Origin of the sequence: Paracoccus litorisediminis (assembly GCF_009711205.1) — a bacterium.
Taxonomy (GTDB): Bacteria; Pseudomonadota; Alphaproteobacteria; order Rhodobacterales; family Rhodobacteraceae; genus Paracoccus; species Paracoccus litorisediminis.
This window is the reverse complement of sequence record NZ_WMIG01000003.1, coordinates 1-13493: the sequence shown is the minus strand read 5'-3', so window position 1 is coordinate 13493 and position 13493 is coordinate 1. Positions and strand designations below refer to the sequence as shown.

At 62.6% G+C, this 13493-nt stretch carries 11 protein-coding genes; 5 read left to right on the top strand and 6 right to left on the bottom strand.

From position 1 onward, the window contains the following. Nucleotides 1-531: 531 nt before the first annotated feature. The 4 genes from GL300_RS08775 to GL300_RS08760 form a co-directional block, all read right to left on the bottom strand. Nucleotides 532-1104, bottom strand: coding sequence for a GNAT family N-acetyltransferase (locus tag GL300_RS08775; protein WP_155039260.1), 573 nt, complete (start codon nucleotides 1102-1104; stop codon nucleotides 532-534). A gap of 387 nt (nucleotides 1105-1491) precedes the next feature. After that, entirely contained in the window at nucleotides 1492-2475 is a 984-nt protein-coding gene (locus tag GL300_RS08770; RefSeq protein ID WP_155039259.1) for an NAD-dependent epimerase/dehydratase family protein, read from the bottom strand. Continuing rightward, nucleotides 2468-3040, bottom strand: coding sequence for a TetR/AcrR family transcriptional regulator (locus tag GL300_RS08765; protein ID WP_155039258.1), 573 nt, complete (start codon nucleotides 3038-3040; stop codon nucleotides 2468-2470). The genes GL300_RS08770 and GL300_RS08765 overlap by 8 nt, the downstream gene beginning before the upstream one ends. 75 nt (nucleotides 3041-3115) lie before the next feature. Further along, nucleotides 3116-4090 (bottom strand): aldo/keto reductase, encoded by a 975-nt coding sequence (locus GL300_RS08760; protein WP_155039257.1) that lies wholly within the window; start codon nucleotides 4088-4090, stop codon nucleotides 3116-3118. Nucleotides 4091-4163: 73 nt separating this feature from the next. Between GL300_RS08760 and GL300_RS08755 the strand changes: the two genes are divergently transcribed. Then, nucleotides 4164-4553 (top strand): helix-turn-helix domain-containing protein, encoded by a 390-nt coding sequence (locus GL300_RS08755; protein ID WP_155039256.1) that lies wholly within the window; start codon nucleotides 4164-4166, stop codon nucleotides 4551-4553. Nucleotides 4554-5119: 566 nt separating this feature from the next. On the opposite strand, the gene GL300_RS08750 is transcribed toward GL300_RS08755, so the two are convergent. Then, entirely contained in the window at nucleotides 5120-5971 is an 852-nt protein-coding gene (locus GL300_RS08750) for a sigma-70 family RNA polymerase sigma factor (protein WP_155039255.1), read from the bottom strand. Beyond that, nucleotides 5961-6434 carry a carboxymuconolactone decarboxylase family protein gene (locus GL300_RS08745; RefSeq protein WP_155039254.1) on the bottom strand — a complete coding sequence of 158 codons (474 nt, stop codon included), beginning with the start codon at nucleotides 6432-6434 and terminating at the stop codon, nucleotides 5961-5963. The genes GL300_RS08750 and GL300_RS08745 overlap by 11 nt, the downstream gene beginning before the upstream one ends. 439 nt (nucleotides 6435-6873) lie before the next feature. On the opposite strand from GL300_RS08745, the gene GL300_RS08740 reads away from it, so the two are divergent. From GL300_RS08740 to GL300_RS08725, 4 genes are all read left to right on the top strand, one after another. Continuing rightward, nucleotides 6874-7446, top strand: coding sequence for a TetR/AcrR family transcriptional regulator (locus GL300_RS08740; RefSeq protein ID WP_155039253.1), 573 nt, complete (start codon nucleotides 6874-6876; stop codon nucleotides 7444-7446). A gap of 52 nt (nucleotides 7447-7498) precedes the next feature. Further along, a complete protein-coding gene (locus GL300_RS08735; RefSeq protein WP_246195121.1) occupies nucleotides 7499-8698 on the top strand; it encodes an efflux RND transporter periplasmic adaptor subunit in 1200 nt (399 codons plus the stop codon). 6 nt (nucleotides 8699-8704) lie between these two features. Next, on the top strand, nucleotides 8705-11824 hold the full coding sequence (locus GL300_RS08730) for an efflux RND transporter permease subunit (RefSeq protein ID WP_155039252.1): 3120 nt from the start codon (nucleotides 8705-8707) through the stop codon (nucleotides 11822-11824). Between the two features lie 75 nt (nucleotides 11825-11899). Continuing rightward, nucleotides 11900-13285, top strand: coding sequence for an efflux transporter outer membrane subunit (locus tag GL300_RS08725; protein ID WP_155039251.1), 1386 nt, complete (start codon nucleotides 11900-11902; stop codon nucleotides 13283-13285). Nucleotides 13286-13493 lie beyond the last annotated feature (208 nt).

Below are 13493 nucleotides of genomic sequence, written 5' to 3'. Positions count from 1 at the left end.
AGTCCAAGCACGTCAGCGACCGGACGCCTTACCTACGCTATAATCGGTCGCTCTGGCCGGCCAGGTGTCAGAGAGGCACTTGGGCCGACAGCCATCTTGTTTCTGCAAATTGCGAGCGCTTGCGCAAAGGCAGCTTCCGGATCCCAACAGCCATTCATTTGCCAAGCCCGACAAACCCGGCATTCGGGAACCCCGGAAATGCGCGTGCAGCTGACGCTGGAGCACACCCAGCCCGTCGTCGAGCATGAGCACTTGGAAGCAACCGCGCGGGACCGAATGTGCGGCAATAGCTCTCGAAGCGCGCCCGGAGGTTGACGGCTTATCGATATTTCGAATTGACCCTGATGCTCTCTCGCGGCGCTTCGGATCATTATCATTGACCGAGATAAGTTCGTCACCGCGCAGGCGAACGAAGTAGAGACCTGATTTTTCTGGATTTCAGAGCTTCAGCACGCCACGACCTGACACGCAAGAACCTCCCCGCGCCGATCAAATTTGCACGCGATACCTACGTCAACGCGCTTCAGGCGATCAAATCGGATCACCTTCCCGAAACCGTTCTACGGGCTGCTGTCGCGCCCTTTCCATGAACAGCGTCTCGTGGTCGCCGTATCGACCCATGATATCATTTGAATATCCCACCTTTCTGGCAACATTGAGAGAGGCCGCATTGGCGGGGTCGATGATGGTCGAGGTGAGGGGAAACTCGATATGCGCGTCTGCCCAATGCAACATCGCCGTTACCGCCTCCGTTGCGTAGCCCTTGCCGTGGGAACTGGCCGTGAACGCCCATCCGGCTTCGGGCTTACCCTTCAGGCTCGGCTGGGTGTCGCGGTGATAATCTGCAAGGCCGACCTCTCCCAGATAGGAGGCATCGGATTTGGCGGTGACGGCCCAATATCCGAATCCCAGATGATGCCAATGCCCGGCATATCGTAGCAACCGGGACCAAGACTGCTCCTCGGTCGAAGGTACGCCGGATATATGCGCGACCACCACTGGATCAGCCCACATCGTCGCGCAGTCGCGAAAATCGTCAAGACGATGCCCACGCAGGATCAGGCGATCGGTTTCCAGAACAGGAACCAATGGGTTTTCAAACATCGATCGAAGACCTCTCGTTTAGACCGGCGTCCACTACATCTCGGTTGGCCGGTTGAACGGAACTGGCTCATCCCACTACGGCTGGAGCGAAGCCCTGCACGAACATGACCTAGCCATTCGTCGGAAAATAGAAAAGACCATACCGGGGCCCGAGCAGGACTTGCATGAGCGCAGCGCCGGGACCACGGGCATGCGCCTAAACCAGCAACTCAAGGCGGCCCATTGCCGCCGGTCGGACACTACTGGTGCCGCACTGCCGCATGCGTCGAAGCGGTCGCTCAGACACCGCGCTGCAAATCCTCGATTAGATGGCAACGATGCGGACGAAGCCGCCATTCGCCACTGCGGTAGAAAGGTCTGCATATAAACATTCAGACCGTACAGGGGTCAGCGGCTGCTCCAACTGCCCAGGTGTAACTCTTCCAGCCCTGCCTCCCACGATATGACCGGCGCGTAGCCAAGTTCACGCTGCGCTCTGGTAGTGTTCAGCGAGATTTCCAAAGCGCTCGTGGCATATTCTTGGAAGCTTAGCGGTCCATGCAGGCGCCCCCCGCTGAACCTGTGAAGGGCGTCACCGAACCTTGCGATCAGGCGCAAGACCCCCCGAGGGACGGACTTCTCGGGCACGCTCAGATCTTGGGTTGCCATAAGGCCGGTAACGACATCACGGAACGGTCGGGCCGGCCCGTCCGTGATATGATAAATCCTGCCAGCTTGGCCTCTTTCCAGCGCCAGATCGACCGCATGGCAGAGATTGGCGATATGCGTCGTCGAAGATAAATAATTGCCGTTCGAAATCCAAGCAAAGCGCCCATTTCGCACCATCGTCGCAAGCGTTGGCAGCGCGGTGCCGTCATCGCGCCCCCAGACCATACGCGGGCGCAGGATCATCACCCGCATCGTTTGGGCGGCCTGTAATGCGATGCGCTCGGCCTCGGCCTTGCCGGCCGAATAGGCCCCTGCCGGACGGGCCGGATACGGCGCCGTTTCATCGACGTCCCGAAGCGGCATGCCAGCCTGAAGCACGGAATCCGTGCTGATATGGACGACTGCGCCGATCCCGGCTTGCTGGGCCGACGCCATGACGCGGGCCGTGCCGTCACGGTTCGCAGCAAGCGCAGCCCGACCCGCACCGTGGTCAAGATTTGCGGCCGCATGGATCAGGTTACCTGCGCCTTGCATCAAAGGCGTGAGGTCGCTGGTCAACATGTCGCCGATCACAGGTCTTGCACCAAGGGCGGCGACACGTTCCGCTGCTGTTTGGCTGCGGACCATGCCAATGACGGGTCGGCCAGCGCCGATGAAATGACGGATCAGGTTGCGTCCGACATAGCCGTTGGCGCCGGTTATGAAGATCGTGCGATCAGTCATTTTGGCCGCCCTGTTTCACAATGCCGGTCAGGGCAAGGGCTTCGATGTCTTGCAGGATTTCGATGCGCTCGGCCTCTGTCCAATCATGCAGTTCCATATGCTCCTGAAATTTCAGCCCCTCCAATGCAAGCCACGCAATACGGGCGGCACGCGGTGCGCTGGCGGTCGCCAGAAGCTCTTGCCCGAGACTGTTTTGATTGTCGCGGAAGGTTTGGCGCATGGCGCTGTCCTGCATGAGTGCCGCGACAAGGCTCAGCACCGCGGAGTTTCCGCCTTGAACCGGAGGGCTACGGCGCGCCGCCTCGATACGTCCGCGCAGTGGGGCATCGGGTTCAGCCGCAAAGTATTCGGCACATTGCTGGTTGAAGGCATTGTCCGCCTTGATCGTGCGCAAGACCAACGCCGCAATCAGATCGCGCTTACTGGGGTGTTCATAAAGCACGGTGGCCTTGGATACGCCTGCCTCTTTTGCGACAGCCTCGACATTCAGGATGCCGTCGCGGGCCACCACGCGCTCCACGGCATCAAGGATTTCGTTCTGATCATGTTTGCGGGGTCTTGGCATGGGTGCACCAGTTTATTTCCGACCGGTTGGAAATAAACTGGTGCTTATGTGCCGTCAAGCAAATCCAGCAGTCGTTCAGACCCGTGCACCCTGCACAAAACCAGCCAAGGGTTCTAGCGCTGCCCGTTCCGCCGTCGTGAGCACGACCGCCGTCGCCTCAAGATTTTCGCGTAGACGCGCCGGTTTGCGGGTGCCGGGTATCGGAATGACGCTGACGTCACAGATCCGCGCGCGATCATACAGCCATGCCAGTGCGATCTGTGCAGGCGTTACACCCCGCGCCCTTGCCAGCCCGATGACAGTTTCGACAGCGCGCATGTTGGCAGAGAGATTTGCCTCGGCAAAGCGGGGGAAATTGCGCCGCGCATCATCATCCGCCAATGCCAGTTGCCCCGTTAGAAGGCCCCGACCCAAAGGCGCGAAGGGCACGATCGCAATCCCAAGTTCGGCCGCCTTTCCTGAGACTTCTGCCTCGATATCGCGCGAGAAAACCGACCACTCTGATTGCAGGGCAGCGATAGGATGGATGGCATGTGCCTCGGCCAGTTCTGCGGCACTGACCTCACACAGACCAAGGGCGCGTACTTTGCCCTCGGTCACAAGATCGGCCATTGTGCCGATAGACTCGGCCAGAGGCACCGATGGATCGCGTCGATGCATATAGTAGAGGTCGATCACTTCGACCCCCAGCCGCTTCAACGAGGCTTCTGCTGCGCGCCGAATATGGCCGGGGTCGTTCGTCACACTCCAGTCATCGGGTGTAGCCGCGCTGCGTCGATATCCGTATTTCGTCGCGATATGGACCGTATCGCGGTTTGCACGCAGAAAGGGTGCAAGAAATTCCTCATTCGCGCCAATACCATACATGTCCGCGGTGTCGAAATGCGACACGCCGAGTTCCAGCGCCAGTTCCAGCGTGGCACGTGCCTGCACCTGGTCGGATCTACCGTAAAACTCGCTGATCCCCATGCAGCCCAGGCCCTGAATGCCCACCAGCGGGCCATTTCGACCTAGTGCAACCTGTGGGATTTTCGATGGGGTGTTCGTCATGCTTCATCTCCTGATTGGGACGAACAGGGTCTATAACTGCGTAGCGTACTCCACAGTCAACAGGGAAAACTGCATGCTGATTGCTGAATTCGCCCGCGTAACGGGCCTGCCCCGCGAGACGGTCCGCTATTATGTCCGCCGCGGTCTTTTGCGCCCCGAACAGGGCCGCAAGGGGGGCTCACGCCCCTATCAGATCTTTAGCGAGAAGGATGTGGAGTTGGTACGCATCATCCGCGTGCATCAGGCGCTCGGTAGTTCACTGGCAGAAATTGCCGAGATGATAACCGGATACGCCGCCGGAGAGGGAAACCCTGAACAGACCGACGCATTGCTGAGGGATCATATCGTCCGCCTGGAACAGCAGCGCCGCGAAATCGACGGGATGCTGGCCTTTCTAAAGGGCAAGCTCGACTGGTTGGAAAAGCCAAATGGCCCTCCGCCCCGGTTCTTGGATTATATCTGAGGGGAACTTCAGTGCGGTGTCGCAAGATCACTGAAAGCGTTGGAAAATGAACCATCCGCGATGTCTGCCGTCGCGTTTTCTCAATTATTGACGCTAGCTCGCGGCGGCTCGGTTGATTGCAAAGCTTCGAATAGTGCCGCAGAGCAGCGTCTCTCAGCCGCGAATGCAAAGGGCTCCCGAGCGATAGGCGGCGTCGCGGGGCCCTCTGGTCGCGCTATGCGGACAGTCCCGCATTGGTCGAACTTGTGCCCTCCTCTCTGGACAGGTCGGAAACGTAAGCAACGGGAGACGCCGTTATGGAGATCTGCATAGCCGCAGCCGCAATTCTTCAGGAAGATCGGGCAACCCTGCTTGTCCGGAAACACGGAACCTCTGCCTTCATGCAGCCGGGTGGGAAGATCGACGGCGACGAGACCCCTGTGGCCACCCTTCGTCGCGCTGATCGAAAGCACGATGCACGGCCAGTTCCGCAATGGGGCATGACATGGGTGTTTCGCGCAGAGCCTCTCACCTGACATCTGCTTATCTGGAACCCGGGGCGTACCTTCTCGGAGGCCTGCGGAACCTCAGTGCCGGGTGATACCGGTCAGCTTGTCGGGGTTTCGGGTGATATAGATCGCGGTGATCCGGCCTTCGCTGATCTCCAATGCCGTGGTCTGCAGCACACCACCGACACGGCTCACGTAACCCGGAAGCCCGTCGATGATCGTCGCCTCCAGAAACTCCATGCCGTCGCCGAATTTGCGCGCGAGGCTTGTGAATAGGCGAAGCAGATTGTCCGCTCCGGTGATGACATTGGGATAGGAATGGATCTTGCCGCCGCCATCGGCATGAAGGCTCGCCCCCTCGGCCAGCATCGCGCCAAGCACGGCAGGATCGCCAGAACGGCAGGCCTCGAAAAAGGCGCGGGCAAGTTCCTCGCCCTTGTCGCGCGGGACGTCGTAACGGGGTCGATCAATCTGCACATGGGCGCGGGCGCGGCTGGCCAATTGGCGCGTGGCGCTGGGGCTGCGCTCGATCGTGGTTGCAACCTCGTCGAGGGGCTGGCCAAAAACGTCGTGCAAAAGGAATGCGGCCCGTTCCAGCGGTGACAGGCGTTCCAGCGCCATCATCAGGGACAGGGTCAGGTTGTCGGGGCGAAGCGTGTCGTCCTCGGGCTCGATCAACGGCTCGGGCAGCCAGGTGCCGGGATAGGTTTCGCGGCGCATCCGGGCGGATTTCATCTGGTCAAGACAAAGCCTTGAGACGGTCCGGGTCAGCCATGCCGGCGGGTTTTCGACACCCGCCGCGCCATGCCAGCGCAGGAAGGCATCCTGCACGACATCCTCGGCCTCGGCATGGCTGCCCAGCATCCGATAGGCGAGGCGCAGCAGGCGGGGTCGCTGCGCCTCAAAGAATGCAACCGGATCAGGCGGCATCGGCCTTGGCCTCGGGCAGGCTGGTCGCATGCGGCGCGCGGAAGCCCGCCTGAACGCGGTTCCACAGGTTGATCGCCCCGATCGCCAGCGACAGCCATGCCCGCTCATCGGGGTTGAAGTTCGCCTCGACCAATTGCCAATCCTGATCCGGCGCGCCGGTTTCGGAAAGCCGGGTCAGGGATTCTGTCCATGCCAGGGCAGCACGCTCGCGCTCGGAATAGAGGCTGCTTTCGCGCCATGCGGTCAGCATATGCAGGCGCAGCTGCGTCTCGCCGTCCCGCAGGGCCTCGGCGACATGCATCTGGATGCAAAAGGCACAGCCATTGATCTGCGAGGCGCGCAGCTTCACCAGATGCAGCAGGCCCGGTTCAAGAGGGCCGGTCTTGAGCGTATTTTCAAGAGCGAACAGCGTCTTGAACCCGGCTTCGGCGCGTTTCATGTGGTCGGTCATGCGGGGTGTCATGGTGATCTCCTGTTTCATCTGACACAGGCTTGACGAGACAGCGCAGGCCAATGTGACACGGCCTGCAGAATTTTTTCGCAGCCTAGCCGACTTCTTGCCGTCGGCGATCAAAATCGAGTGGGCCACGGCGTCCAACGTGCACCAATTGCGCGATGTACATTGGATGCGATGTATCCACCGGCGATTGAGGAAACTCTGATTTCGATCCTAGCGGCTGTCTTAACGGGCGTGGCCGCGCAGTCTGACCTTTGGCTTGACCGACCGTGTCGAAGAAACGACCATTTGTCGCAACCGCATGCGCTGCGCGGTATGACCGGCTTTCAAGCCGCACTGCGCCACTGGCGCCCGGTCACGGCACTGTGACACCGGCCTGTCCATCGCGCTTGACGGGTCCGGGCGATTTATTTACGAACGGTCGTACTGAAATAATGGAACCGACATGGGACGCAAGCGCACGATCGACCGGGATGAGCTGATGAAGGCTGTCGAAGCCGTCGCGCGTCGCGATGGAATCGGCGGGCTCAGCATCGATGCCGTGGCCAAGGAGGCCGGGGTCAGCAAGTCCAGCGTCGTCTATGATTGCGAAAGCAAGGCCGGGCTGATGGCGGCATTCACCCGCTACCAGCTGGCCCATCACCGCGCCAAATACGACGAGGCCCATGCCCGTTTCGAAGGCCAGCCCAATGCCTGCCTGCGCACCCTGATCGAGACCTTCCGCACCGCGCCGACCGATGAAGACATCGCCATGGCCTTGATGCTCAGCGTCGGCATGGGCGCCAGCACCGAATGCCGCGACATCATGCGCGACGAGATGCGCCGCGATGCCGAACAGATCCGCGCCGAGGCCGCCGAGCCGCACAAGATGCTGCGCACGCTGCTGACGCTGCATGGCATGGCATTCCTTGAATTCTACGACCTGCACCGTTTTGACGAAACCACCCGCAATGAGCTGCTGGATGAGCTGATGGCCATCGCGGAAAGCGATAAGGGCGCATCTCCTCTCCAAGACTGACAGTTATTTTACCTCCTCCCCTCCCCCCCCTCCTGATCTGAAGGTCAGACACATGCTTTTCGACAAAATGCCGGGCAGGTTCTCCTGCCTGATGGCTGCGCTTTGCCTGATGGCGGGCCCGGCCTCCGCCCAGCAATTGCCGCCTGCCATCGTCAGCGTGCAGGTCCTGAAACCCGAACCCATGCCGATCGTGAACGAGCTGCCGGGCCGCGTCGCCGCGACCCGCACCGCCGAGGTGCGCCCGCGCGTCGGCGGCATCGTCGTCAGCCGGGTCTTTGAACAGGGCAGCCAGATCAAGGAAGGCGAGGTCCTGTTCAAGATCGACCCCGCCCCCTATGCCGTCCGCGTCGCCAGCGCCGAGGCCACGCTGGCACGGGCGGAGGCGACCCGCCAGAACGCCAAGGACCAGCTGAAACGCGCCGAGGCGCTGCGCGAACGGAAAGTCACCGCCGGGGTCGACCTGGAAAACGCCACCACCACCATGGCGCAGGCCGATGCCGATGTGGCGATTGCCCGCGCCGCCTTGCAGGAAGCGCAGCTGAATCTGGGCTATACCGACGTGACCGCGCCGATTTCGGGCGTGGTCGGGCGGGCGCTGGTCACCGAAGGCGCGCTGGTCAATGCCCAGAACGACATCATGGCGACGATCCAGCAGCTGGACCCGGTCTATGTCGACGTGACGCAATCCTCCTCGGACCTGTTTGCGCTGCGGCGCGCACGGGATGCGGGCGAATTGCTGATGGCGACCTCGGACGAGGCCCGCGTGCAGCTGATCTTTGACGATGGCAGCACCTATGCCCATTCGGGCAAGCTGCTGTTCTCGGAAGCCAGCGTCGACAGCACCACCGGCCAGATCACGCTGCGGGCGGAATTCCCGAACCCCGATGGCGATCTGCTGCCCGGCCTGTATGTCCGCGCCCGGATCGAACAGGCGGTCCGCGAAAACGCCCTGACCATCCCGCAGATGGCGGTGCAGCGCGACCAGTCGGGGCAGGCCTATGTCTATGTGATGAAGGATGCCGACACGGTCGAGCGCCGCAATGTCCGGCTGGGCCAGACCACCGACAGCCATTGGCTGGTCGAGGACGGGCTGAAGGCCGGGGACCGCGTCGTCGTCGCAGGCGCACAGAAGCTTTACCCCGACGCCAAGGTCGTTCCCGAAACGGTCGAGCCCAAGGAAAAGGCCGCGCAGGCCGACACCCCCGCCAATGCCACGGCCGAGGCTGCTGCCAAGAGCGGGCAACAGGGATAATCCATCATGGCACAGTTCTTTATCACCCGGCCGGTGCTGGCCTGGGTGCTGTCGATCTTTATCGTGATCGCGGGGATGATCTCCTTGCCCTCGATCCCGATCGCGCAATATCCGCAGGTGGCATGGCCGCAGATCACGGTTTCCACCGCCTATACCGGGGCGTCCCCCGGCGAGATCAACCAGTCCGTCGCCCAGCCCATCGAGGATGAGCTGAACGGCGTCGAGGGTCTGGCCTATTACGAATCCGTCTCGGACAGTTCTGGGGCCATGTCGATCACCGCGACCTTCGAGCCGGGGACCGACATTGCCCGCGCGCAGGTGGACGTGCAGAACGCCGTCGCCCGCGTGGAACCCCTGCTGCCGCAAAGCGTGGTCGATCAGGGCGTGCTGGTCGAAGAGGCCGGTTCCGGCTTCCTGATGATGGTCGCGCTGACATCCGAGGATGGCAGCTTCGACGACATCGCGCTTGGCGATTACATCAACCGCAACGTCGCCGGGGAATTGCGCCGGATCGAGGGCGTGGGCCGGGCGCAGGTCTTTGCCCCGGAACGCGCGCTGCGGATCTGGATCGACCCCGACAAGATGACTGGCCTGAACCTGTCCTCAAGCGAGGTCGTCGCCGCCATCCGCGCCCAGAACGCGCAGGTCGCGGCGGGCAAGGTCGGCGCGGACCCGAACCCGATCGGCCAGCAGCTGACCGCGACCGTGCTGATGAAGGGCCAGCTGGACGACCCCGAGGAATTCGGCAAGATCGTGCTGCGCGCCAATCCCGACGGTTCCACCGTGCTGCTGCGCGACGTGGCCCGGATCGAGATCGGCTCGGAATCCTACAGCTTCAGTTCCCGCATCAACGGCAAGCCCGCCGCCGCCATCGGCATCCAGTTGTCGACCACCGGCAACGCGCTGAACACCTCGGAAGCGGTGCATCAGAAGATGGAAGAGCTGTCGCGCTTCTTCCCGCAGGGCATCAGCCATTCGATCCCCTATGACACCACCCCCTTCGTCGAGGCTTCGATCGAAAAGGTGCTGCATACGCTGGTCGAGGCGATGGTTCTGGTCTTTGTCGTGATGTTCCTGTTCCTGCAGAACTTCCGCTACACCATCATCCCGACCATCGTGGTGCCGATCGCGCTGATGGGGACGATTGCGGTCATGCTGGTCGCGGGGTTCTCGATCAACGTGCTGACCATGTTCGCGATGGTGCTGGCCATCGGCATCCTTGTCGATGACGCCATCGTGGTGATCGAGAACGTCGAAAGGATCATGGCGACCGAGGGCCTGCCGCCCAAGGAAGCCACGCAAAAGGCCATGGGCCAGATTTCCGGGGCCATCGTCGGCATCACGCTGGTGCTGGCGGCGGTGTTCATCCCGATGGCCTTCTTCCCCGGCTCATCCGGGATCATCTATCGCCAGTTCGCGCTGACCATGGTGACGGCGATCCTGTTCTCGGCCTTCCTTGCGCTGACGCTGACGCCTGCGCTTTGCGCGACCTTCCTGAAGCCGATCAACGGCCATCACGAGAAGAAGGGCTTCTTCGGCTGGTTCAACCGCAACTTTGACCGCCTGACCGACCGCTATGCCGCCAGCGTCACGCTGGTCACGCGGCGGCGGCTGGTGATGATGGCCTTTTATCTGGTGCTGGTGGCGCTGACCGGTCTGGGCTTTGTCCGCCTGCCGACCAGCTTCCTGCCGAACGAGGATCAGGGCTTCATCATCACCGACGTCCAGACCCCGCCGACCGCCAGTTCCAACCGCACCGACGAGGTGCTGGCCTCGGCGACCGAGATGTATCTGAAAAAGGATGCCGTCGAGAACGTCGTCGCCATCCGTGGCTTCAGCTTCTCGGGGCAGGGGCCGAATGCGGGCCTGATCTTTGTCACCTTCAAGGACTGGGCCGATCGCGCCGATTCCGCGCAAGACATCGCGGGCGGCGCCAATATGGAGCTGTTCACCTACAAGGACGCGCAGGCCTTCGCCCTGTCGCCGCCGCCTATCCCGGGCTTCGGCACCACCGGGGGCTTCAGCTTCCGGCTGCAGGATCGTGGCGGGCAGGGGCAGGCGGCGCTGAAGGCCGCAGCCCAGCAGATCATCACCGAGGCGCAAAAGGGCGGCATCGCCACCGGGTTGCGCATCGAGGGTCTGCCGGATGCGGCGCAGGTCTTTGTCACCATCGACCGCGAAAAGGCCAATGCCTTTGGCGTGACCTTTGCCGACATCTCGGGGACGATCTCGCAATATCTGGGTTCGGCCTATGTCAACGACTTCCCGAATTCGGGCAAGATGCAGCGCGTCATGCTGCAGGCCGAGGAAGGCTCGCGCATGCAGGCCGAGGACATCCTGAAGCTGACCGTGCGCAATTCGGCCGGTGGCATGGTGCCCTTCTCCAGTTTTGCCAGCGTGACCTGGGAACAGGGCGCGTCGCAGGTGGTGGGCTATAACGGCTATCCCTCGATCCGCATCGCGGGTGCGGCCGCACCGGGTCAAAGTTCCGGCGCCGCCATGGCCGAGATGCAGCGTCTGGCCGAGGGCCTGCCGCAGGGCTTCGGCTATGAATGGACCGGGCAATCTCTTGAGGAAATCCAGTCCGGTTCGCAATCGACGCTGCTGTTCGGGATGAGCATCCTGTTCGTCTTCCTGCTGCTGTCGGGCCTGTATGAAAGCTGGTCGATCCCGCTTTCGGTGATGCTGGTCGTGCCCTTGGGGGTCTTGGGTTGCGTTGTCGCGGTGATGCTGCGCGGCATGCCCAATGACATCTACTTCAAGGTGGGCCTGATCGCGATCATCGGGCTATCAGCCAAGAACGCCATCCTGATCGTCGAATTCGCCAAGGAATTGCGCGAAGAGGGCAAGACCCTGATCGAAGCGGCGGTCGAGGCCGCGCGCCTGCGCTTCCGCCCGATCCTGATGACCTCGATGGCCTTCACGCTGGGCGTGGTGCCGCTGGCGATTGCCACCGGTCCTTCGGCGGCCAGCCAGAACGCCATCGGCACCGGCGTCATCGGCGGCATGATCGCGGCCACCGTGCTGGCGGTGTTCTTTGTCCCGGTCTTCTTCGTCTTCGTGCTGAACCTGTTCAGCAAGATGTCGCGGCGGGGGGCGAAAACCCAGACCACTTCGGCAGGCTAAGGCAAGCCCTGTCGACGCGCGGGCGGGGTGGCTCCCCTCGCCCGCGCTCCTTTTCCTTGCACCCGAGTGATCCTGATGACCGAATACCCGAATGTCTCCCGCCGCATGATGCTGGGCGGGCTGGCCTCGACCCTGGCGCTGGCGGCCTGTTCACCCGGCGCCTATACCGCCCCCAAGGCCGAGCTTTCCACGCGCTTCGCATCGGATTCCCCGGCGCGTCGGGCGGGGGCGAATGCCTGGTGGGCCGCCTTCCGCGACAAGAACATGGACACGCTGGTTGCCGCCGGACTGGCGCGGAACCTGGACGTGCAAACCGCCGTCGCCGTCATCCGCGAGGCCGAGGCCAATGCCCGGCTGGTCGGCGCCAATGATCTGCCGCAGATCAATGTCACCGGCTCGGCCAATCGCGGCATCAGCGAAAGCGCCGTGCAGATTTCGGAAAACAGCTCGGCCACGCTGGGGATTTCCTGGCTGATCGACATTTTCGGCGCGAACCGCGCGGCGCGGCGCGGGGCCTCGGCCCAAGTCGATGCCGCCTATCTGTCGGCCGAGGTCGCCCGCCTGACCGTCGCTAGTGCCGTCGCCTCGGCCTATGTCGACCTGCGCTATTACCAGACGGCGCTGACGCTGACCAAGCAAAGCCTCGACAGCCGCAAGCGCACCTTGGCCCTGACCCGAGAGCAGGATTTCCTGGGCTCGGTCAGCCGGGTCGAGGTTCTGCAGGCCGAACAATTGGTTACCCAGGCCGAGGCCGATTTGCCCGCGCTGGAGGTTGGTTTTGACCAGTCGGTGAACCGGCTGGCGACACTGACCGCCGGGCGCAGCGCCGATCTGGCGGCGCGCCTGCGCAAAGGCAGCGGCCAGCCCCGCGCCGCCTATCGTGCCAGCGTCGGCGTGCCCGCCGATGTCGTCCGCGTCCGTCCCGATGTCGGCGTGGCCGAGCGCAATCTTGCCGCCGCCGTGGCCTCGGTGGGCGAGGCCGAGGCGGCCTTCTATCCCAAGCTGACCCTGACCGGTTCGGTTACCCCGATCGACCTGTCGGGCGGCGGCAGCGTCAAGACCTGGGGTTTCGGTCCGCAGATCTCGGTGCCCTTGTTCACCGGCGGCGCGAACCGCGCGCAGCTTTCGGCGGCACAGGCGCGCGCCGAACAGGCGCGTCTGGCCTGGCACGCCTCGGTCCTGAAAGCCGTCGAAGAGGTCGAAAACGCGCTGGCCGGCTATAACCGCGATGGCCGTTCGGTCGCAGCGCAGGAACGTCTGGTCGCCAATGCCAGCGAATCCGTATCGCTGGCCCGCACGTCGTATGAACTGGGCGAGGCAGGCTTCTTCCCGGTTCTCGACGCCGAGCGCACGCTTCTCTCGGCGCGTCAGGAACTGGCCAACGCGGTGCGCCAACAGGCCCTGAACTTCGTCGCGCTAAGCGCCGCTTCCGCTGGCGGCGTCGGGTTGCCCGCGAAGTAACTGCAACCAATGCCCATCCCGTCGACGGGATCTTCGGGATGGGTCACATAATTCTGCTTATTTCGGTTTTACCCTCAGACCGGTGGATTCAAGTTGGAACTGCGACTTTGATGTAAAATCAGTGCATTGCATCAAGGAGTATTCTCCATGTCCAAACCTTACCTGCATCTCGACCTCGAAGAACGGCGCAAAATCGCGCGCTGGCGCG